General features: G+C 48.2%; 22 protein-coding genes. 13 read left to right on the forward strand and 9 right to left on the reverse strand.

Going from position 1 to position 22,284, the window contains the following annotated elements:
- Positions 1 to 197 precede the first annotated feature (197 nt).
- From RSC70_RS15070 to RSC70_RS15100, 7 genes are all read left to right on the forward strand, one after another.
- Positions 198 to 896: a FadR/GntR family transcriptional regulator gene (locus RSC70_RS15070; RefSeq protein WP_063586120.1), complete on the forward strand. Its 699-nt coding sequence runs from the start codon at positions 198 to 200 to the stop codon at positions 894 to 896.
- Positions 893 to 1,795, forward strand: coding sequence for a 2-dehydro-3-deoxygalactonokinase (locus RSC70_RS15075; RefSeq protein WP_234618848.1), 903 nt, complete (start codon positions 893 to 895; stop codon positions 1,793 to 1,795). Before RSC70_RS15070 ends, RSC70_RS15075 begins: the two co-directional genes overlap by 4 nt.
- A complete protein-coding gene (locus RSC70_RS15080; RefSeq protein WP_103008757.1) occupies positions 1,779 to 2,396 on the forward strand; it encodes a 2-dehydro-3-deoxy-6-phosphogalactonate aldolase in 618 nt (205 codons plus the stop codon). The genes RSC70_RS15075 and RSC70_RS15080 overlap by 17 nt, the downstream gene beginning before the upstream one ends.
- Positions 2,393 to 3,541 (forward strand): galactonate dehydratase, encoded by a 1,149-nt coding sequence (dgoD, locus tag RSC70_RS15085; protein ID WP_282815144.1) that lies wholly within the window; start codon positions 2,393 to 2,395, stop codon positions 3,539 to 3,541. The genes RSC70_RS15080 and dgoD overlap by 4 nt, the downstream gene beginning before the upstream one ends.
- Before the next feature lie 251 nt (positions 3,542 to 3,792).
- Positions 3,793 to 5,085 (forward strand): MFS transporter, encoded by a 1,293-nt coding sequence (locus RSC70_RS15090; protein ID WP_332542930.1) that lies wholly within the window; start codon positions 3,793 to 3,795, stop codon positions 5,083 to 5,085.
- Between the two features lie 109 nt (positions 5,086 to 5,194).
- Positions 5,195 to 5,956 carry an EAL domain-containing protein gene (locus RSC70_RS15095; RefSeq protein WP_332542931.1) on the forward strand — a complete coding sequence of 254 codons (762 nt, stop codon included), beginning with the start codon at positions 5,195 to 5,197 and terminating at the stop codon, positions 5,954 to 5,956.
- A gap of 61 nt (positions 5,957 to 6,017) precedes the next feature.
- Positions 6,018 to 7,307: a DUF3748 domain-containing protein gene (locus RSC70_RS15100; protein ID WP_332542932.1), complete on the forward strand. Its 1,290-nt coding sequence runs from the start codon at positions 6,018 to 6,020 to the stop codon at positions 7,305 to 7,307.
- 37 nt (positions 7,308 to 7,344) lie between these two features.
- On the opposite strand, the gene RSC70_RS15105 is transcribed toward RSC70_RS15100, so the two are convergent.
- Positions 7,345 to 7,683: a YceK/YidQ family lipoprotein gene (locus tag RSC70_RS15105; RefSeq protein ID WP_332542933.1), complete on the reverse strand. Its 339-nt coding sequence runs from the start codon at positions 7,681 to 7,683 to the stop codon at positions 7,345 to 7,347.
- A 347-nt stretch (positions 7,684 to 8,030) separates the two neighbouring features.
- Here RSC70_RS15105 and ibpA point away from each other — a divergent pair, with 347 nt between their 5' ends.
- The 3 genes from ibpA (at position 8,031) to RSC70_RS15120 (ending at position 10,519) form a co-directional block, all read left to right on the forward strand.
- Positions 8,031 to 8,444 carry a small heat shock chaperone IbpA gene (ibpA, locus tag RSC70_RS15110; protein ID WP_332542934.1) on the forward strand — a complete coding sequence of 138 codons (414 nt, stop codon included), beginning with the start codon at positions 8,031 to 8,033 and terminating at the stop codon, positions 8,442 to 8,444.
- A gap of 128 nt (positions 8,445 to 8,572) precedes the next feature.
- The gene (ibpB, locus tag RSC70_RS15115) at positions 8,573 to 9,046 is read left to right on the forward strand and encodes a small heat shock chaperone IbpB (protein WP_332542935.1); all 474 of its coding nucleotides are present in this window, start codon (positions 8,573 to 8,575) and stop codon (positions 9,044 to 9,046) included.
- Between the two features lie 189 nt (positions 9,047 to 9,235).
- The gene (locus RSC70_RS15120) at positions 9,236 to 10,519 is read left to right on the forward strand and encodes a valine--pyruvate transaminase (protein WP_040045268.1); all 1,284 of its coding nucleotides are present in this window, start codon (positions 9,236 to 9,238) and stop codon (positions 10,517 to 10,519) included.
- 60 nt (positions 10,520 to 10,579) lie between these two features.
- Here RSC70_RS15120 and RSC70_RS15125 read toward each other — a convergent pair whose 3' ends face one another.
- From RSC70_RS15125 to RSC70_RS15160, 8 genes are all read right to left on the reverse strand, one after another.
- Positions 10,580 to 10,948: a YibL family ribosome-associated protein gene (locus RSC70_RS15125; protein WP_282815140.1), complete on the reverse strand. Its 369-nt coding sequence runs from the start codon at positions 10,946 to 10,948 to the stop codon at positions 10,580 to 10,582.
- A 115-nt stretch (positions 10,949 to 11,063) separates the two neighbouring features.
- Positions 11,064 to 11,624, reverse strand: a complete 561-nt coding sequence (locus RSC70_RS15130; RefSeq protein ID WP_332542936.1) for an MltR family transcriptional regulator — start codon at positions 11,622 to 11,624, stop codon at positions 11,064 to 11,066.
- Between the two features lie 159 nt (positions 11,625 to 11,783).
- The gene (locus RSC70_RS15135; RefSeq protein WP_332542937.1) at positions 11,784 to 12,941 is read right to left on the reverse strand and encodes a mannitol-1-phosphate 5-dehydrogenase; all 1,158 of its coding nucleotides are present in this window, start codon (positions 12,939 to 12,941) and stop codon (positions 11,784 to 11,786) included.
- 120 nt (positions 12,942 to 13,061) lie between these two features.
- Positions 13,062 to 15,044: a PTS mannitol transporter subunit IICBA gene (locus tag RSC70_RS15140; RefSeq protein WP_332542938.1), complete on the reverse strand. Its 1,983-nt coding sequence runs from the start codon at positions 15,042 to 15,044 to the stop codon at positions 13,062 to 13,064.
- Positions 15,045 to 15,490: 446 nt separating this feature from the next.
- The gene (locus tag RSC70_RS15145) at positions 15,491 to 16,210 is read right to left on the reverse strand and encodes a DUF3053 domain-containing protein (protein ID WP_043490008.1); all 720 of its coding nucleotides are present in this window, start codon (positions 16,208 to 16,210) and stop codon (positions 15,491 to 15,493) included.
- A 149-nt stretch (positions 16,211 to 16,359) separates the two neighbouring features.
- Entirely contained in the window at positions 16,360 to 18,429 is a 2,070-nt protein-coding gene (glyS, locus tag RSC70_RS15150) for a glycine--tRNA ligase subunit beta (protein WP_103008762.1), read from the reverse strand.
- 7 nt (positions 18,430 to 18,436) lie between these two features.
- Complete coding sequence (gene glyQ, locus RSC70_RS15155) at positions 18,437 to 19,369, reverse strand: glycine--tRNA ligase subunit alpha (protein WP_004094047.1); 933 nt, start codon at positions 19,367 to 19,369, stop codon at positions 18,437 to 18,439.
- A 163-nt stretch (positions 19,370 to 19,532) separates the two neighbouring features.
- Positions 19,533 to 20,054, reverse strand: coding sequence for an autotransporter domain-containing protein (locus tag RSC70_RS15160; RefSeq protein ID WP_040045261.1), 522 nt, complete (start codon positions 20,052 to 20,054; stop codon positions 19,533 to 19,535).
- A 221-nt stretch (positions 20,055 to 20,275) separates the two neighbouring features.
- Here RSC70_RS15160 and RSC70_RS15165 point away from each other — a divergent pair, with 221 nt between their 5' ends.
- The 3 genes from RSC70_RS15165 (at position 20,276) to RSC70_RS15175 (ending at position 22,177) form a co-directional block, all read left to right on the forward strand.
- A complete protein-coding gene (locus RSC70_RS15165; protein WP_332542939.1) occupies positions 20,276 to 20,854 on the forward strand; it encodes a DNA-3-methyladenine glycosylase I in 579 nt (192 codons plus the stop codon).
- A gap of 3 nt (positions 20,855 to 20,857) precedes the next feature.
- Entirely contained in the window at positions 20,858 to 21,310 is a 453-nt protein-coding gene (locus RSC70_RS15170) for an N-acetyltransferase (RefSeq protein WP_282815136.1), read from the forward strand.
- A 207-nt stretch (positions 21,311 to 21,517) separates the two neighbouring features.
- Entirely contained in the window at positions 21,518 to 22,177 is a 660-nt protein-coding gene (locus tag RSC70_RS15175; protein WP_040045258.1) for an OmpA family lipoprotein, read from the forward strand.
- Positions 22,178 to 22,284 lie beyond the last annotated feature (107 nt).

Here is a 22,284-nt window from a genome sequence, read left to right on the forward strand (position 1 = left end):
AGTGTTTTAGCCACGGCGTAAAATGAATTCGTATTGTCTATTTTGTGATCCAAATTGTAGTACCAAATTTAAGTTTGATACTACAATGGTGCAGCGGTTATGAGGTGATGTTTTGGTTTTGTACTGCATTAGCGCAGTTATTTTGCTCACTTGACGGTAAAGTAGGAGGAACGTTACGAGCCTCCAAGTGGAAAATTATGAACAAGACTGAATTGAGTAAAACCGATCGCATTATTGCTGAGATTGGTCAGCAGATTATCAGTGGGAAGTATGTGCCTGGCTCATCTCTGCCGTCAGAAGCTGAGATGTGTGAGGAGTTCCAAACCTCACGCAACATTATTCGTGAAGTGCTTCGAGCGCTTACGGCGAAACGGTTGGTTGAGGTGAAGCGCTATCGCGGTGCCTTTGTAGCTGCGCGTAATCAATGGAACTACTTGGATACAGACGTGCTGCAGTGGGTACTTGCTAATGATTATGACCCTCGTCTGATTAGTGCATTGAGTGAGGTGCGTAATTTGGTAGAACCTTCGATTGCTCGCTGGGCTGCTGAGAGAGCAACCTCCAGCGAACTCGCGGCAATAGAGGCCGCGCTAAATGATATGAATCAGCATCACCAAGATTTTAATGCATTTAACGAGGCTGATATTCGCTTCCACGAAGCCGTATTGTCCTCTGTGCATAACCCTGTTTTACAGCAGTTAAATGTGGCAATCAGCTCACTACAACGGGCGGTTTTTGAGCGTACGTATATGCCCGATGAAGGCAATATGCCGAGAACACTGCGCGAGCATCAGGCTTTGTACGATGCGATTCGTCATCAGAATGCGGATGCAGCAGAACAGGCGGCGCTTGCAATGATTGCGAGTTCGACGAGGAGATTAAAGGATGAGACATGAATGAAAGCTTTATAGCGATTGATTGGGGATCGACCAATCTCCGAGCATGGATTTATAAGCAAGGGTTATGCATGGATTCTCTTAATTCAGAATCTGGCGTAACCCGTTTGCAAGGGCAAACTCCGCAGCAGGTTTTTGCTCGCCTCATGCAGCCATGGTTTCAAGATTATGGCGAGTTGCCCACGTTGATGGCTGGAATGGTGGGGAGCAATGCAGGATGGCAAGCGGCTCCTTATCTCCCTTGCCCTGTTTCACTGGGTGAAATTGCTCATCATCTTACCGCCGTCCATTCACCGAATATGCCCGATATCCGCATTATTCCGGGGCTATGTATCGATCGCCCTGACAATTCCAACGTGATGCGGGGAGAGGAAACACAGCTTATCGGTGCGCATAAAATACATGCATCCTCTCGTTATGTTATGCCTGGTACCCACAGTAAATGGGTACATCTGTCGGATGACTGCGTTGATGATTTCCGCACGGTGATTACCGGTGAGCTGCACTATTTACTTTTACAACACGGCCTTATCGGTGTGGGTATTGGTGAACAATTGGCTTCTCCAGAGGCGTTCCAGCAGGGAATGGAAATAGGATTCAATGACGCCAATATTTTGCGCTGTTTATTTGAAACACGTGCCGCGCATCTGCTGGGAAGAAGAGATAAAAGCACGGTGAGCGATTGGTTGTCCGGCATATTAATTGGCAATGAAGTCGCCCAGATGCAGCAGGATTACGCATTGAGCTCCCACGATGATATTACGCTGATCGGTAGCCAAAAATTGACCGAGCGTTATGCACTGGCATTGAAATTCGCCGGTATAAATTACCAAGCGATTGAAGGGGATATTGCGTTTCAGGCTGGGATAAGGAGTGTTGCAAATGTCTTGGGTTACTAAACTGCCGTTGATTGCCATCTTGCGCGGGATTAAGCCGCAAGAGGTTGAAGCACATATCACCGCGTTATTAGACGCTGGATTTGATGCCATAGAGATCCCGCTAAATTCACCGGAGTGGGAAAAAAGTATCGCACTGGCGGTGACGCTTTTTGGACACCAAGCGCTGATCGGTGCGGGTACTGTATTAAAACCAGAACACGTTGAGCGGTTACATACGCTGAACAGCAAGCTGGTTGTGACGCCAAACACTGAGCCTGATGTTATCCGCCGTGCGGTTGAGTGCCAGATGTTGGTCTGTTGCGGATGCGCCACGGCAACAGAAGCGTTTCATGCAATAGATGCAGGCGCGCAGGCGTTAAAAATTTTTCCTTCGGCGGCATTTGGCCCTGATTATGTGAAAGCGCTTAAAGCGGTTCTTCCCGCTGAAATTCCCGTGTTTGCCGTTGGTGGCGTTACGCCGGAAAACTTACATGAATATCTTAACGCGGGCTGTATTGGTGCGGGTTTAGGCGGTGATTTGTATCGTGCAGGGCAGAGCGTAGAGCGAACCGCTCAGCAAGCAAAGGCTTTCGTGAAAGCATATAAGGATGCAATACAATGAAAATTACTAAATTAACCACCTACCGTTTACCGCCTAGGTGGATGTTTTTAAAGATAGAAACCGATGAAGGCATCGTTGGTTGGGGTGAGCCCGTTATCGAGGGCAAAGCTAAAAGCGTTGAAGCCGCAGTGCATGAGCTCGGTGAGTTTATAATTGGGCAAGACCCTGCGCGAATTAATGATATTTGGCAAATGCTTTACCGTGGTAGCTTTTATCGCGGCGGCCCTATTTTAATGAGCGCTATTTCAGGTATTGATCAGGCGTTGTGGGACATTAAAGGCAAAGCATTGGGTGCACCGGTGTACCAACTGCTCGGCGGATTAGTTCGCGACAAAATTAAAGCTTACAGCTGGGTTGGTGGCGATCGGCCATCTGATGTCATTGATGGTATTAAAAAACTCACAGCGGCTGGGTTTGATACCTTTAAGCTCAACGGCTGTGAGGAAATGGGCATTATTGATAACGCCCGTAAAGTGGATGCAGCGGTTGAAGTGGTAGCAGAAATCCGAGCTGAATTTGGTAATCACATTGAGTTTGGTTTGGATTTTCATGGTCGCGTCGATGCGCCGATGGCTAAAATCCTTATTAAAGAGTTAGAGCCTTATCGTCCTCTATTTATCGAAGAGCCCGTGTTGGCTGAACAAGCTGAATATTATTCTCGCCTAGCAGCTCAAACACATATCCCTATTGCCGCGGGTGAGCGTATGTATTCACGCTTTGATTTTAAGCGGGTATTAGCTGATGGCGGTTTGGCGATTGTACAACCCGATCTTTCTCACGCGGGGGGTATTACCGAGTGCTTCAAAATTGCCGCCATGGCGGAGTCCTATGATGTTGCACTTGCACCACATTGTCCTTTAGGCCCGATTGCGCTGGCTTCGTGCTTACATTTGGATTTTGTGGCTCGTAATGCCGTATTACAAGAACAAAGCATGGGCATTCACTACAACCAAGGTGCTGAACTGCTTGATTACGTGGTGAATAAAGAAGATTTCAATATGATTGATGGTCATTTTTATCCTCTGAATAAGCCCGGCCTTGGCGTTGAAATTAATGAAGAAATGGTGATAGAGCGCAGCAAAAATGCTCCTGACTGGCATAATCCGGTTTGGCGGTATCCCGATGGTGCCATCGCCGAATGGTGATCCCCGTCATACTTCGAGCCGCATATGCGTTAGCTGCCTTCGTTCACCCTAGTCACTTACTTATGTAAGCTCCTAGGGATTCGCTCAGTTGCCGCCTTTATGCAACTCGAATTATTTAGGGGATGCGTTATTAAAGAATAATAAATATTAAACGGCGTATCTTTCTCGCAGGGGATCGTGACGCCTAGAGTCGGCGTTAAATAATTACGCTATTCAAATATAGATACTCCGATATTATAAGTGAGAAGAATATGAGTGATATAACACTGTCTTCTGTTCCTACAAAAAGGCGTTATTTAACGCTATTGATGATTTTTATTACCGTTGTGATTTGTTATGTCGATCGCGCTAATCTGGCCGTTGCTTCTGCGCATATTCAAGCGGAGTTTGGGATTAGTAAATCAGAGATGGGATATATTTTCTCGGCGTTTGCATGGACATACACTTTATGCCAAATACCGGGCGGGCGCTTTCTCGATCGTATGGGGGCCAAGACCACCTATTTTATCGCTATTATGGGATGGTCTATTGGAACCTTATTCCAAGGTTTTGCCAACGGGTTGGTATCGCTGATCACCCTACGTGCGGTAACCGGCATGTTTGAAGCTCCGGCTTTTCCAACCAATAACCGCATTGTCACTAGCTGGTTCCCTGAGCAAGAACGTGCTTCTGCGGTGGGATTTTATACGTCTGGGCAATTTGTAGGTTTAGCGTTTTTAACTCCTTTGTTGATTTGGTTGCAAGAGAAAACCAGCTGGCACTGGGTATTTATCGTGACGGGTGCAGTTGGTATTCTTTGGGCTGTAATATGGCGCTTCGCCTATCAGGCTCCACGCAAAAGTAAGTTCGCCAATCAGGCTGAGATTGACCATATTGCTAACGGTGGTGGCATGGTTGATGGCGACGTTGCGACAGGGAAAAAAGAGACTGCGCCTTTAACAACGGCAGACTGGAAGCTGGTGTTTCACCGCAAATTAGTGGGGGTTTATATTGGCCAGTTCGCCATTGCCTCAACGCTATGGTTTTTCCTAACGTGGTTCCCAAATTACCTCACTCAAGAAAAGCATATTACCGCGTTGACCGCTGGCTTTATGACAACGGTGCCGTTTATGGCTGCTTTTTTTGGGGTGATCCTTTCTGGTATTGTGGCGGATAAATTACTGAAAAGCGGGAAATCGATTGGTTTTGCTCGAAAAACTCCAATTATCTGTGGCCTGTTGTTATCCACCTGCATTATTGGTGCGAATTATACCAATGACCCTATGTGGATTATGATCCTGATGGCATTGGCATTCTTCGGCAACGGGTTTGCGTCTATTACGTGGTCGCTAATTTCGTCCTTGGCGCCGATGCGGTTAATTGGGCTCACCGGAGGCGTGTTTAATTTCATTGGTGGTTTAGGCGGCATTACCGTTCCACTGGTTGTGGGTTATTTGGCTCAATATTATGGTTTTGCGCCTTCATTAACCTACATTGCCTCTGTGGCATTGATTGGTGCTCTCTCATACATATTCTTAGTCGGGGATGTGAAACGAATAGATTGATATTCAAACTTCATCATTAATAAGACTTTTCTAAATAGCGCTATTTCATTAAGTTTTCTGGCCGACGTGTCGCCTCTAACCTAGATTGGACACTCGGCTGGAACTCGCAATGGAAAAAAGTGCAAATTTTGTTATAAAAAAAGTCATGGAAAATAGCCTTAACCTGACGGTGGATATTTTCTTACAGCCAGTCTTTGATCTCTCTAGCTTTAAATGTGTAGGGGCAGAGGTTTTAGTTCGAGGTTTTTATCGTCGCAATATTGTTGCGCCGAATTTATTTATTCATCAGCTAGAAGAGAACGGCGGCATAATTTATTTAGGCAGCTATGTTATTGATCAGACATTTAAATATATGTCTGAAGTACTGATCCCTAATAATTTCCTCTATATCCTAAGCGTCAATATTTCTCTTGTGCAACTTAATGAACTGGGATTTGCACAAACCGTTATTCAACTGGCTGAAAAATATAAAATCCCTGCTGATAGAGTGATGCTTGAACTGACTGAAACGCAGGGGCATCCCGATATCAATGGGCAACATAATGCCGCTCAGCTACAAGAGTATGGTTTCCTTCTGGCTTGGGATGACGTGACCAGCGCTGACGAAGCTGAGCAAAAAATGAAGCTGGTAAAAACGAACTTCATAAAGCTAGATCGCTCTTGTTTCAAGAAGGGCGCGATGGATGAAACGCTTAAGTTGATTGATAAAGCGCAGTCGCTTGATACCGATGTGGTTGCCGAAGGTATCGAAACTTTTGCCCAAACGTCACTGATGTTAAAACATGGCGTTAGGCTAGCTCAGGGATTTTTATTCTCACGTCCGTTGAACAAAGATGATTTCAACGAGGAATACATCCGCAAGCTTCAGTGATCGAAAACCCCGCTTAGTTTATGCTAATGAGATATGCGTTACCTTGCTAAAGGAATCTATCATGTCTCGCTATGCTGAAAAGCAACTCACATTCGATCCGCGTGGGCACCAACTCACCAACATTAATGTTTGGACACCAGACAGTGAGTGGCTGGCATACGATGTACGGCCTAGCGGTGCCTCTTTTACCGGGCTGTGCATTGAGCGTGTGAATGTTCATGATGGACGTGTGGAAGTCGTTTACCGCGCACAGCATGGCGCACATGTTGGCGTGGTGACGGTAAGCCCTCAACAACCCACACGCTACGTTTTTATTCATGGCCCAGAACATCCAGATGCCCACTGGCATTATGATTTCCATCATCGGCGCGGCGTGATTGTCAGTGAGCCAGACAGAGAATTGGCTGAAACGCTTGATGCGATGGATATTACCGAGCCTTATACCGCAGGCGCCCTACGCGGTGGAACGCATGTCCATGTGTTTAGCCCAGATGCCACTCGTCTGAGTTTTACCTACAACGATCACGTTATGCATGAAAAGGATGTGGCGCTCGATCAGCGTAATGTGGGTATTGCTATACCTTTGCATGCGGTTAACGTGCCGAAACAACATCCACGCGAATATGACGGCAGCCACTTTTGTGTTCTGGTGAGTCAAACTACGCTTAATCCTCAGGCAGGAAGCGATCAGATTTCACGCGCCTATGAAGAGGGATGGATTGGCAATGAGGGCTATCTAAAGCCGGATGGAACTCGCCAGCGCTGGGCTTTGGCTTTTATCGGCGATACCGTTGGTGATAACGGCGCTAAAGTTCCTGAGATCTTTATCGTCGATCTGCCAGAGCAAAATGCAGCCTATTCGCAGGCGGGAAAATACCCATTGCAAGGCACCGTAGATAGGTTGCCGGCGCCGCCTGCAAACGTACATCAGCGTCGAATTACCTTCACTCATCAGCGCGTTTTCCCTGGAATTGCAACGACACCACGCCATTGGCTGCGTTCTTCACCAAACGGTGCCGAAATTGCTTTCCTGATGCAAGATGATGCGGGCGTGGTTCAGCTTTGGACTATTTCGCCTAATGGTGGAGAGCCACGGCAGATAACGCACGGTAAGCATTCAGTGCAGTCGACATTGAGCTGGCATCCTGATGGGGAGTCGCTGTTTTTCGTGATGGATAATAGCGTTGTGCGATGCAGCGTACATTCAGGCGAAATGACTCGTTTGACAGCGCGTTCAGAGCAACCGCCGTGCGCAGAGGCCGTTGTGGTCTCCCCCGATGGAAACCACGTTGCATTTATGCGAGAGATTGCAGGTTGGCCACAAATTTTTGTGGTGAGCTTAAACGGATAACGATCCCCAAGTGTGCTATTTGGGCATGATTTCGGTTTTACTCATAATGCGGAGCAACATTGTTGACTCCGCTGATTTGTTCGTCGCGCAAAACGCGCGCACGCGGAGAATCATTTTCTGGATTTGAGCCTGAACGGTAGTAGTCGTAAGGCAGCAGCAGCGTATCAACCACGGCAGAAAACGGTAGATCCAGAGCAAGAAGCGGTGTCATCGCCCAACCAGTATCATCATCTTTGATCATTTTGATGTCGTTTTTGGCACCAGAATAATAACCCTGACTCGGTCCAACACGGGTCATGACGCTGGAACAGCCTCCCGCAAGCAGCGTGGTGCCAGCAAGCAGAGTTATCGTCAAGCATCTAATCCGTTGTCTCATAAATCCATCCCAATAATGGCTGCACTGTGCTTAAGCCAGAGTTGTTGAGTTATAGCATCTGTGTCGAGAAACTGGCAAAACCATCCGTTGGCTCTGTGGCAGCTATCTCACTTCACAAAAATAGTGTACCTGATTGTATCTTGCCTGTTTATGACAGTGATTTGAACAATTCGTGCGCTCTCATAAAAATTAAATTTTTACGCTTGAAAAATTTCGCACCGACTCCATCTTATTAGCAGGCCAATGAGAAATATGCCGTAAGGGTGTTTCTGGCTTAATGATTATATAGTCTGTCCATGATGGAAGATTATTTTTTCCTCGCTGATTTTATTAGGAGGCATATTTTTATGCGCAACTACGATTTATCTCCACTTTATCGCTCTGCTATCGGCTTCGACCGTTTATTTAACCTGATTGAGTCAGGTCAAAACCAGTCTAACGGGGGATATCCTCCTTACAACGTTGAGCTGGTTGATGACAACCACTATCGTATTTCTATTGCGGTTGCTGGTTTTGCTGAGCATGAATTGGATATCACTGCGCAGGCTAATACACTGATTGTTAAAGGTTCTCACGAATCATCAGACAAAGAACGCACTTATTTATATCAAGGTATCGCTGAGCGTAACTTTGAACGTAAATTCCAGTTGGCTGAACATATTCAAATTAAAGGTGCCAACTTGGAAAACGGGCTGTTATATATCGACTTAGAGCGCATTGTTCCTGAAACATTGCAGCCACGTAAGATTGAAATTAAGTAATTAACTGTAGTTAATAGCTGTTAAAGATCAAATTAAATAGCCTGCCTACGGGGGGCTAATGGTCGGCTGTTATACTTTGATAAAGCAGCCGTAAATAATATCTCGCTTCTCAGAAGGAGTTTATATCTATGCGTAATCACGATCTTTCTCCGTTACTTCGTCAGTGGATTGGCTTCGATAAATTGGCCAATGCGATGCAAAGCGGCTTAGAGCCTCAAGGCTTCCCGCCATACAACATCGAGAAAAGTGACGACAACCACTATCGCATCTCTCTGGCATTGGCCGGGTTTAAGCAGAGCGAACTGGATATTGAAGTTGAAGGCCCGCGCTTAACCGTGCGTGGTAATCCAACCCAGCCGGAAAAACCGGTGGAGTATTTACATCAGGGGCTGGTTTATAAGGCGTTCGACTTAACCTTTACCTTGGCTGAACATCTCACCGTAGATGGTGCTAAGTTTGAAAATGGGCTGTTGAATATCGATCTGGTGCGTAATGTACCGGAAGCGTTGCAGCCTCAGCATATTGCTATCGGTGGGCAAACAACGACTCCAGCACTGGAGCAGGCCCAGACCCCAGCAAGTGACGCTGAAACTAGTAACTAATAAGCATCTCTGATCTACCCCTCTCTAATCATTCTTTGGCGCAGGAAACTGCGCCCTTTTTTTATTCTGTATCTTACGTTTTATGTAGAATTATATAAAAAACCGATGATTTTATGCGGGTTGTTCGTACAGGGTGTAGCAGGTATGGTGTCGGTTGTCTTTTCCTAATAATTACCTGTGATTGCTATCATGACTTTTTCTGTATTTGGCGACAAATTTACCCGCTACGCGGGGATCACCCGTTTGATGGACGATCTGAATGATGGCCTGCGTACGCCGGGCGCCATAATGCTTGGCGGCGGCAATCCGGCTAAAATCCCTCAGATGACAGATTATTTCACTCAACTTTGTGCGGATATGTTGAATGAAGGCAAACTCACCGATGCGTTGTGCAACTATGATGGCCCACAAGGTAAAGATGCGCTGTTGCAGGCGTTGGCCAAAATGCTGCGCGATGAGTTTGGATGGCAAATAGAAGCACAAAATATTGCACTAACAAACGGCAGCCAAAGCGCGTTTTTCTACTTATTCAATTTGTATGCCGGGCGTCTTTCTGACGGTTCTCGTCGTCGGGTTTTGTTCCCATTGGCACCCGAATATATTGGTTATGCCGATGCTGGGTTAGACGAAGATCTGTTTGTTTCAGCGAAACCCACTATCGAGCTATTGCCTGAAGGCCAGTTTAAATATCACGTTGATTTTGAACATCTCAATATTGGCGATGATGTTGGGCTGATTTGCGTTTCTCGTCCGACTAACCCAACGGGGAATGTTTTAACCGACGAAGAGCTTATTCGCCTTGATGCTCTGGCTCAGCAGCGCAACATTCCTCTGTTGATCGATAACGCCTACGGTTTACCGTTCCCAGGAATTATCTTCTCTGATGTAAATCCGCTGTGGAACCCTAACATTATTCTGTGCATGAGCCTGTCGAAGTTGGGATTACCGGGTTCTCGCTGCGGCATCGTGATTGCTGACGAGAAAGTGATCAGCGCAATCAGTAACATGAACGGAATTATCAGCCTTTCCCCTGGCAGTCTTGGCCCCGCAATTGCGCTCGAGATGATTGAGCGTGGTGATTTGCTGCGTCTATCCAACGAGGTGATCAAACCGTTTTATCGCCAGCGTGTAGAGCAGACGATCGAAGTGATTCGTCGCTATTTACCGGAAGAGCGCTGTTTGATTCATAAGCCAGAGGGGGCGATTTTCCTGTGGCTATGGTTTATCGATCTGCCGATCAGTACGGAAATTTTGTATCAGCGGCTTAAACAACGCGGCGTATTGATGGTACCGGGGCACTATTTCTTCCCTGGTCTGGAACACGAGTGGCCACATACGCATCAGTGTATGCGCATGAACTATGTTCCTGAACCGGATCAAATCGAGAAGGGTGTGCAGATTCTTGCTGAAGAGATTGAACGCGCACATCAAGAAGATGCGGGTAAGAAGAAACGCTACGTCGGTAATCGGTAGTTAATCGCGTTATAAAACAAACCCCGCAGTGCGGGGTTTGTTTCAGCTAAGAGTAAAAGATTAGAACTCTTTTTTCGCGTAGCCAGTAACCACTTTCAGGCCCATTTCACGGCCTAGCGCCGTCATTGGGTGAACCACCTCGATACCACGTACGGCCTTTTTCAAAGAACCCATATCAGCCTGTTCTTTTTTGGTGATTTCACGGCTGAATGGCATCTTTAAAAGCTGCTGTGCTTTGGTGCTGAAATGGCTTGCTTGAACGGCACGCAGGCGCTCGATCTCTGCGTTCAATTTTTCTTGCTCGGTGCGGTTCTCATCTAGCGCGTGCGTAGTTACAGAATCAATCTCTTGTAACAGCAGGCCAGCTTCTTTACGACGCAGTGCGTCCAGCTTGTCGCTCAGGCGTTTAATTTCTGCTTTTTCTTTCATGACATATCTTCCGGTCATCAATACTTTTAGGGATTAGGAGATAGTTTAACAGCTGTCGGCGTTAATGTGGGGATTGGCTGAAAAGAAGACGCCCCAGTCTTGAAAACTGGGGAGATTAGAAGGCTTTCTTATGGCACAAACGAGTGACTAAATCGGTGATGCTGAGCACCAGCGTTGAACGAACCATTTGTTGATAACGCTGTTCTTGCATATTCACTAGCAGATCATCAACAACGTCTTCGGGCAAATGAAGCGTGGGCTGCGGAGGAAGCGCGGTCATGCTGTGTAGCATGTTGATTGGCCCGAGTATTTCATCGTCGGTAAAGCTGTAGATCTTGTTCTCATGCTTCAATTCGTTGTTGAGGGCGAGTAGAAGCTCAACGTCTTCATATTCATCACGGCTAATCACGCCTAGCGCGTAGATAAGCTTTAGCCGCACGGGCAAATCAGCCAGTGGGCCGCTTCCTTCCAGCAGGGGCTCCACCGCATATTTCACCGCATAGTCATCTTTACGAAAGGCTTGAAGAACCAAAAGATCTACCGCTTCGGCGAGCAGCCCTACGGTGGCCTGAATAAAACCCGCTACCGTTTGTCGAGCGTTCAAGCGCTCAAGAATACGGTTTTCAAAAGCTTGGCTTTTATAAAGGTCAGATTCTTCCATTGTTGCCATAGTCATTGCTTCACTTCCCGGATATCGTTGCTTTTCTGGGGCGGCGACACTCGGAAGTTCCCTTTCTCTTTCAGGTTGTGCACTGTTACGCACGCGATTTAATTTCATTTTACCCTTCTCATTTGGAGTTGCCGCTTCGCCGCAACTCCAATCATATGGGTTACATCATGCTTTGCGCTGCATGGCGTTATACACATTAGCGATCTGTGCGACAAGTTCTGGCTGATCTTCCAGCTCACAAACTTGCATCACGGTGTTGCTTACGCCTATTTCGTTAAGGAGCGTTGTCATTTCTAACGCCTGAGGATCTTGATGACTGCGGTAGCTCAAGGCGGCGGCAATACCGATGATCAAATTGTGGTTGGTAAGACCGTATTCAAGCGTTCCTCGTAGCGGCTTAATCAGGCGATCGCCGGCGCTAAGTTTACGCAGTGGTTGGCGCCCAACACGTTCGACATCATCATGCAGGTAAGGGTTTTCAAAACGGCCAAGAATTTTTTCGATATAGGCCGCATGCTGTTGGGGGTCAAAGCTGTAGCGCTTGATCAGCACCGCACCGCTTTCTTCCATTGCGCCTTTTACCACGGTACGAATCGCGGGATCGAGAATGGCTTCACGAATGGTTTGATAACCCGCAAGCTGGCCAAGATAAGCGGTGATCGCATGCCCAGTGTTAAGAGTGAAGAGTTTACGCTCAACGTAGGCCATTAAGTTAGCGGTAGACTCCATTCCGGTAATTTGCGGCAACTGGCCTTTGAACTGTGTGCTATCAACGATCCACTCACTAAAGGTTTCAACCGTGACCTCCAGCGGATCGTCGTTCGCTGCGGCGCTCGGTGGCACGATACGGTCTACCGCAGAGTCGACAAAACCGATGTGTTCTTCCACCCAAGTGTGAAGCTCGGCGGGTATTGCCTCGAGGACATGCTGTTTGAGTTGGCTAGTGCCACGCACCATATTTTCACACGCAATGATATTCATAGGCTGTTGGTTACCATTGCTATGACGAGCCATTAACCCCTGCGCTAGCGTATGGGCAATCTTGCTAAGAACCTGCGGGCCAACGGCGGTGGTGATGATATCTGCTTGTGCAATTTGTTGAATGGCATCAGCGCTGTTGCTATGAATGGCGCTTACGCGGTTAACCTGTTCGACGCGTGCATTTTCACCCACGACGTTGACCTGATAGCTTTGTTGGTGAGCAAGCTGATCGACCAACGGCTGGTTTACGTCAGCAAAAGTGAGTTCCGCCTGTGCATCTGCCAATAGTTTACCAATAAAGCCACGACCGATATTACCTGCACCAAAATGAATCGCTTTCATGTTTTTGACCTCAAACCTATCCGTAAAAAGGGGGGCGGGGGAGCCCCCAAGAACAGCGTCGACAGCAACGGCACTTTTTTAAGGCCGTCTGGCTGCGGTGAACGACGCCGTGTAATTGCCTTATGCCGCTTGTTCGCCAGACAGAAGATCTAAGATCTCCTGAACACTGGTGGTTTGCGCTAGACGTTCGATTACGCCTTCGTCATCCAGTGTGTTGGTTAAGCGGGCAATGACCTGAATGTGCTCGTTATTACGCGCGGCGATGCCAATAACCAGTCGAGCGACATCGTCTGGTTCGTCACCAAATCGAACGCCGTGAGGGTATTGGCAAATGACGATCCCGGTGCGTAATACGCGGTCTTTGGCTTCTACGGTGCCGTGTGGAACGGCGATAGATTCTCCTAGATAGGTTGAGGTAAGTGCTTCTCGGGCGAGCATGGCGTCGATGTAATCCGGTTCGACATAGCCGCCAGATACCAGCATTTCACCGGCAAAGCGAATGGCTTGCTCTTTGTTGTTGGCGGTTAAGTTCAGGAAGATGTTGGCCGCGCTGAGTTTAAACAGATTCTCTTCGCGATCGGTTGATTCAAATGAGTCATCGTTAGCGGCGATGATAGTTTGATTGATTAGGCGGTTGTCGTTTGCCGCCTGCGGTAGTTTAGCCGCCAGTAAACGGGTTGTAAGATCGGTATACAGGCCGCTATCAAGGAAATTGCTTAATGAAATATGCATCGCCTGTGGTGCGTGGCGCATTGCGCGTTCGGTTAAATCCTGATGAGTGATCACCAGATCAACGTCTTCAGGAAGGCTGTTAATCGCGCAGTTTACTACGGAAATATGGCTCAGCCCTGCGTCTTTTACCTTTTTACGCAGTACCCCCGCGCCCATTGCACTTGAGCCCATTCCGGCGTCACAGGCCACGATAATTTTACGCACATGGTGTAAATCTTTAGATAAATCAAGCGTGGCACGCATGGCTGGCTGAGGTTCTATGCCAGTCACTTTGCCACCCGATTTAGACTGTTGCTTCATACCTTGCATGCGGCGAGTGGCTTCCGCTAAGCCGTTACTTTCCTCATCACCGACGCGAGCGCGTTTAAGCAACATGGCAGAGGTTAAGAATGAAACCAGCGTTGAAGCCAAAATCGACAGCACGACGCCGATAAGAGATGCTTTTGGTGTCATTAGCAAGACTGCAAAAATAGAACCTGGAGACGCAGGGGAAACTAAGCCCGCGTTAAAGAGGGTCAGCGTGAATACGCCGGTCATGCCACCCAGAATCACGGCCAGAATCAGACGTGGATTCATCAGCACATATGGGAAATAGATTTCGTGGATACCACCAAAGAAATGGATGATTGCGGCACCGCCAGCGGACTGTTTTGCACTGCCTTTACCGAAGAACATGTAAGCCAGCAGAACACCTAACCCTGGACCTGGGTTTGCTTCAATCAGGAAGAAAATGGATTTGCCGGTTTCTGTTGCCTGCTGAATACCTAACGGTGAGAAGATACCGTGGTTGATGGCGTTATTTAGGAACAGGATCTTGGCGGGCTCGACGAAGATAGACGTTAATGGCAGCAGGTTGTTCTGCACCATAATATTCACGCCAGCCGCTAATATTTTTGAAAGCGACTCTACCAAAGGCCCAATCGCCATGAATGCCAGCATCGCCAGCAGCATACCGATAATGCCCGCGGAGAAGTTGTTCACCAGCATTTCAAAGCCGCTTTTGATTTTGCCGTCAACCCAGCGATCGAAACGTTTGATTGCCCAGCCACCTAATGGGCCTGCAATCATTGCGCCCATGAACATAGGCATATCTGCGCCAACTATCACGCCCATGGTGGTAATTGCACCCACGACGCCACCGCGTTCGCCGCCGATTAAACGGCCACCGGTGTAACCAATCAATAATGGCAGCAGATAGCTGATCATTGGGCCAACCAGCTTGGCTAATGTTTCATTTGGCAGCCAGCCGGTAGGAATAAATAAAGCGGTAATCAAACCCCATGCGATGAATGCGCCGATATTGGGCATCACCATATTGCTGAGGAAGCGGCCAAAATTCTGTACCTTGACCTTGATATCTGGTGATAACATAAAACACCCCTCGTGGTGCGCGCTAAGATGTTGCGCGTCGTAATAGTTGTGGTGGTTTCGCCAAAAACCGTCCTGTCGTTCTGTATGCAAAATCGACTCTATCACGCCGTTTTCATCTCGCGTACCCCGTGGGGGATTTGTGATCTTGATCTCGTAACGCCCCCCTCTATTGGGGTGTTTATGGTGATACTGATCACATAAGTAGGCTGAAAGTCTGCTACAAAGTTAAAATATCGCCCGTCATGGGTGAATTTATGTGACGTAAATCACTTAAGTTGTTAGTGGTTTTGTTTTTAAATTGTGATTCTCTTCACAAGTTATTTTGCATCCCATCAGCACGTCATCAACACACCTCAGGTTTTCACCCAGCGCGTTATAAAATTACATGTAGTGTTTTTTGGGTATAAAAAAGGCCCCTGAGGGGCCTGAATTTGGATCAAGAAAGATTAATTCTGGAAAATAGCCGCGCTGCGGTTTTTCGCATTTAACAATTCTTGATGCTTGGCAGCAATTGAGGTCATTAACTGATTGTATTGATCTACCTGCTGCTGGGTTTGTAGCTGGATGCTTTGGTTATCAAAGCGCGCCTGAGTCCCAATGCTTTGCAGGAAATCACCGACCTGAATCAAATCCTGTGACAGGCTAGCCGCCATAGGAATGATTGGCATCACGGCATTCGCCGGATCGGTGACGACTTTCGCAAAGGCTTGGTCATAAACTGCTTTCACATCATCAGGCTGTTTAAGTGCGGCACGCGCAGTGTCTGCGGTCGATTTCGCACTTTGAATCTGTTGGCCGAGCAGGTTTAGTGCACCAGCTTCCTGACGCAGATCGTCGCGTTTGAGCAGGTAGTCCTGAGGAACACGGATCTGATCGATAGTGGTAAACAGCGGATTTAAGCTGCTATCCATAGAACGACTGAAATTCTGTGAAAACGTCACTAAAATCGCGTAATCGCTGACATAGTTGCCGAGTTTCTGCTTTTGGTCTTCGCTCAGGGTTGGCACGGTGATGCTGCCACGCATGACGGTATTTTGCAGATAGTCGATGAAAGCTTTACGTTGTTCTTTATCGTTGTCGCCACAGCCAGCTAGTTGAAACGCCATAATGACGGCGAAAATTGGCATCAACCAACGCTGTGCCTGTTTAGTTACTGCAAATGACATGTAATTACTCCTGTAACCACGCGAAAAAATTCGGTCGATATCATTCTGTTGAAATTCTACTCATCAAGTTAGTTTAACCTGATAATTTTGGGATAACAGCCAGAAAGTAAAAAACCCGCCGAAAGGCGGGCTTTATTTTACTCTCGGGATTACTGCAGAACAGAAATATCCGCAACCTGTAGGAACAAATCGCGTAGCTTGCTCAGCAGAGTCAGGCGGTTGATGCGCACTTGCTCATCGTCAGCCATAACCATCACTTGTTCGAAGAAGTTATCTACGGGTTCACGCAGCGCGGCCAGTTCTGATAAGGCTTCTTGGTAGCGACCTTCAGCAAACAGCGGTTCCAACTTATCGCGCAGAACAACCAGATGGGTTGCTAGTTTGATTTCTGCCGCTTCTTTCAATACAGAAGCATGAACGTGATCGCCCAGCACTTCGGTTGATTTAGCCAGAATATTGGAAACACGCTTGTTGGCAGCAGCCAGCGCAGCGGCTTCAGGCAGCGTGCGGAAATGTGAAACTGCTTTCACGCGCGCATCAAAGTCTGCTGGTTTGGTTGGACGACGAGCCAGTACAGCTTGAATAGTATCAACGCTGTGGCCTTCTTCCTGATACCAAGCGCGGAAACGGCCCAGCATGAATTCCACTACATCATCAACGACGTTCGCGTTAGTCAGCTTCTGTCCGTATAAGCGCGCAGCTTCTTCAGTTAGCGTCACTAAATCCAGCGGCAGCTTTTTCTCAACGATAATACGCAACACACCCAGCGCAGCACGGCGCAGAGCAAATGGGTCTTTATCACCTTTAGGGTGCTGACCAATGCCGAAGATACCGGCAAGGGTATCCATTTTATCGGCAATCGCGACAGAACATGCCACCAGAGAATCTGGCAGTGCATCACCGGCGAAGCGTGGTTGATACTGTTCATTCAGGGCAACGGCAACTTCTTCGTTCTCACCGTCGTGGCGTGCGTAATGCATGCCCATAACGCCCTGTGTATCGGTGAATTCGAAGACCATATTGGTCATCAAATCACACTTGGACAGCAGGCCAGCGCGGGTCGCCAGATTGACGTCAGCGCCGATTTGTTCTGCAACCCAGCCGGACAAGGCTTCAATACGATTGGTTTTGTCACGCAGCGTTCCCAGCTGTTGCTGGAACAGAACGGTTTCCAGACGAGGCAGGTTATCTTCCAGACGCTGTTTACGGTCGGTCTTGAAGAAGAACTCCGCATCGGCTAAACGTGGACGAACAACTTTCTCGTTACCAGAGATAATCTGCTGTGGGTCTTTAGATTCGATGTTGGTGACGAAAATAAAGTTTGGCAGCAGTTTGCCGGCAGCGTCATACACAGGGAAGTATTTCTGGTCACCTTTCATGGTGTAAACCAGCGCTTCAGCAGGTACGGCGAGGAATTTTTCTTCAAACTTGGCGGTCAACACCACTGGCCATTCAACCAGAGAAGTCACTTCTTCCAGCAGGCTTTCGCTCATATCAGCGATGCCGCCGATTTTCTGCGCAGCCAGTTCGGCGTCACGTTTGATGATGGCTTTACGGGTGGCGTAATCAGCGATGACTTTGCCACGTTCCATCAAAATTTGCGGATATTGCTCAGCGTTATCGATGGTGAACTGTTGTTCGCCCATGAAACGATGGCCGCGGATCACGCGATCGGACTGTATACCAAGAATAGTGGCAGGGATCACTTCGCTACCCAGCAGCAGCGTAACGGTATGAACCGGACGCACGAACTGAGTATCGTTGTCGCCCCAGCGCATCAGTTTTGGAATTGGCAGCTTGCCTAATGCATTGGTCACCAGCGTTGGCAGCAGTTGCTGTGCGCTCTGACCTTTTTGGTGCGCGCGGAACAACAGCCATTCACCTTTGTCGGAGGTCAGACGTTCAGCCTGATCGACGGTGATGCCGCAACCACGAGCCCAGCCTTCGGCGGCTTTGGTTGGTTTGCCTTCAGCATCGAATGCCTGAGCAATGGCTGGACCACGTTTTTCAATTTCGCGATCGGGCTGAGATTCATGCAACGCTGCGACTTTCAGTGCTAAGCGGCGCGGTGCAGCGAACCAAGTCACTTCGCCATGGGCGAGGTCTGCGTTGTCTAGTTCAGCGGTAAAATTAGCTGCAAAAGATTCTGCCAGAGAGCGTAGCGCTTTCGGTGGCAGCTCTTCGGTGCCGATTTCCACCAGAAAAGTTTGTTGGGTCATGGCTGCCTCAAATATTCTCTAATTTAGAATCGTCGCTTTTTTTACACATTGGGAAGCCTAGCGCCTCACGAGAGGCATAGTAGGCTTCAGCGACCGCTTTGGTCAGGGTACGGATTCGCAGAATGTAGCGCTGACGCTCGGTGACGGAAATCGCCTTGCGGGCGTCCAGCAAGTTAAAGCTGTGTGCGGCCTTCAGAATGCGTTCATACGCTGGCAGAGGCAGAGGTTTTTCCAACTCCAACAACATTTTGGCTTCTTTCTCATACTGCTCGAAGCAGGAGAACAGGAAATCGACGTCTGCGTATTCAAAGTTATACGTGGACTGTTCCACTTCGTTTTGATGGAACACGTCGCCGTAGGTTGTTTTACCCAGCGGGCCGTCGCTCCAGACCAGATCGTAAACGCTGTCTACGCCCTGAATATACATCGCCAAACGTTCCAGACCGTAGGTGATCTCACCGGTTACCGGCTTACATTCCAAGCCGCCAACTTGCTGGAAGTAAGTGAACTGAGTCACTTCCATACCGTTAAGCCATACTTCCCAGCCTAAGCCCCATGCGCCCAGCGTTGGGTTTTCCCAGTTATCTTCGACGAAGCGAATGTCGTTCACCAGCGGATCTAAACCTAGCTCTTTCAATGAGCCCAGATACAGTTCCTGAATATTTTCTGGTGATGGCTTAATGACTACCTGAAACTGGTAGTAATGCTGCAAGCGGTTAGGATTTTCGCCATAGCGGCCATCGGTTGGACGGCGGGATGGTTGCACGTAGGCGGTTGCCATCGGCTCTGGGCCGAGTGCACGCAGGCAGGTCATTGGGTGTGAGGTGCCAGCGCCAACTTCCATGTCCAGTGGTTGAACAATGGTGCAGCCTTGGCGCGCCCAATAGTCCTGCAGAGTCAGGATCAGCCCCTGAAAGGTCTTGGTATCAAACTTTTGCATATTGGATGAGTTCGCGCGATACAAGTGGATTTATATAGAATGTTGCAGTATACCGCCTGAACGTAAGATATACAGCCCGAATCCCGTCTCAAAGGGTGGGATTTTGCGTGTATTTTGCCATAAAACATGGCAAAGGCTGGGAACATTCTCCGTGAAGGTCGAGTTAAAAGTTGGCGCTAACGCCAATGTTGTACATAAATTGCTCGCTATTATTGAGGCGATTGGTCTGCGATAGCTCGGCAAATGCGGCCATATAATTGGTTAGCGGGATATTGGCACCCACGGTGACATCAACCCAGTGCGCTTCTTGATTGGGGATCTCACGGCTAAATAAGTTTTGCGGCGAGCTAAATTCTCCCACCTGTTTATAAGACTCGTTGCTCGATAAACGCTGATAGCTGATTTCAGCATAGGGCGTGAACAATTCTAGATTGGAATCTAACCGCCAGCCCAAAGAGCCCACTTGTTGTTGGGTGGTTGGGTTTAACGCCGCAGAGGCCAGCGAATTGCTGCCTACCCAATGTGTTGAAAACCCAGGGTCTATGGACATTGAAGCGCGATCGAGCGGAACGATATCGCTCGAGCCATTGTTATTCACAAAAACATCTTTTAAATCATACGACAAAGCAGGTAGTGAGAGCAGGGCGCAACTCACTAAACAAACCGATGCCAGAGGTCTAATCATTGATGCCACTCCATTAAAAGGGAGGCGTTATTCGTTATTATTTTGTGATGCTGCACTCTTAACTATTTGACGAGGTTGCGACTGCGTCAAGGTGGGTTGAAATAAATAGTTAACGCTTCGCGAAGCGTTATAGTTGTCTCTCACGTTGTTGGCATTGTTGCCCTGCAAACAGCACTAAAACCCCAATGATTCGCAAAGGGTTTCTCACAAGGAATAGGATTATGAGCCAGACGTTTGAAGATAAAAAAACTCGCTGTGGTTGGGTCTCATCCGATCCCCTGTATATCAGCTATCACGATAATGAATGGGGGCAGCCCGTCTACGACGATGCTCATTTATTCGAACTGCTTTGTCTTGAGGGGCAACAGGCGGGGCTTTCGTGGATACCCGTGCTGAAGAAGCGCGAAAACTATCGTAATGCTTTCCATCACTTCGATCCGCGCAAGGTGGCGGCGATGACGGATGAGGATATTGATGCACTGATGCAGGACGCTGGCCTTATCCGTCATCGTTTGAAATTAGACGCCATCGTGGTTAACGCCCATGCCTATATGAAAATGCAGCAGGATGGTGAGAATTTTTCTCAGTTTTTATGGTCATTTACCGAGGGCAAGCCACAGCTTAATCGTCCTGAAACCCTCGCCAATGTGCCTGCAAAAACCGAGATTTCTGACGTGATGTCCAAGGCGCTGAAGAAGAAAGGCTTTAAGTTTATTGGCTCAACGATCTGTTATGCCTTTATGCAAGCCAGCGGCATGGTGAACGATCACGTCAAAACCTGCTTTTGTGGGAAGCACTAAGCCATGATCCGCCCAGCTTTGAAACAAGATATGCCGGCCATTATGGCGTTGTGGCTGGTGAGCACTACCGAGGCGCATCCGTTTATCTCTGCGCAGTATTGGCGTGAAAGCGAGGCCGTGGTGCGTGATACCTATTTACCGAATGCGCTGACGTGGGTGGCTGAAGATAAGGGTGAAATCATTGGGTTTATTAGCGTGCTTGAGCAGCAGTTTATTGGCGCTTTATTTGTGGACAAGCGCTACCACGGAAAAGGCGTTGGGCAATTGCTGATGATGCATGTGAAGATGATTTTTCCACAGTTGATGCTCGAGGTGTATTTGGAGAATCACCGCGCGCTGCGTTTTTATCAGCGTGAGGGGTTTCAGACTCAAGATACCCAGTTCAATGAGGATACCCAGCACAAGACGGCCATTATGTTATGGGAGAAATCCCCAGGCGCTTGGCTTGAAGATTAAACAAATCCTGCTATTTGGCGCGTATTTGTCTAATTTATTGGAATTTTAGGAATTGTGACCATTATTTTTTAATGGGAATTTGCTGAAATGCCACCGCCGTAGATCCCGATTCACGGTTTTGGGCACTATTTTTTGGGTCAGTGGATTACTGGCCTGTTACAGCAAATATCTTGAGCGATTACGCTCTGTGCAAGATGAGGTTCCACAATGAGTAAAAGCCGTTTCTGTATTGCTGGCGCAGTATGCGCTGCGTTGCTGCTGTCTGGTTGTACAACTAACCCGTATACCGGTGAATCCGAAGCGGGTAAATCGGGTGTGGGCGCAGGTTTAGGTGCGCTGGTTGGCGCGGGCGTGGGTGTTCTGTCCTCTTCTAAGCACGATCGCGGCAAAGGCGCACTGATTGGCGCTGCAGCTGGCGCGGCGTTAGGCGGTGGTGCGGGTTACTATATGGACGTTCAAGAGTCGAAACTGCGTGACAAAATGCGTGGCACCGGCGTGAGCGTAACGCGTCAAGGTGACAACATTGTGCTGAATATGCCAAATAATGTGACCTTCGATTCTAGCAGCAGCACCTTGAAACCAGCCGGCGCCAATACCCTGACCGGTGTGGCAATGGTTTTAAAAGAGTATCCTAAGACCGCGGTTAACGTGGTGGGCTACACCGATAGTACCGGTAGCAAAGATCTGAATATGCGTCTTTCTCAGCAGCGTGCCGACAGTGTCGCAAGTTCTCTGATTGTGCAGGGCGTTGAAGCAAGCCGCGTTCGTACTCAGGGCATGGGACCTGCGAACCCAATCGCTTCAAATAGCACGACAGAAGGCAAAGCTCAGAACCGTCGTGTTGAAATTACACTAAGCCCGATGTAATAGAGCTTATTCAGGCCACTTAAGAGATCGAGATAAACGGGTCTATCACACCGCGGGGTGCTCCGGCGGCTTACGCCGCTACGACCCTACGACCCTATCGGAGTGGT

The sequence above is a fragment of the Hafnia sp. genome (assembly GCF_036648275.1).
GTDB classification, from domain to species: Bacteria; Pseudomonadota; Gammaproteobacteria; order Enterobacterales; family Enterobacteriaceae; genus Hafnia; species Hafnia alvei.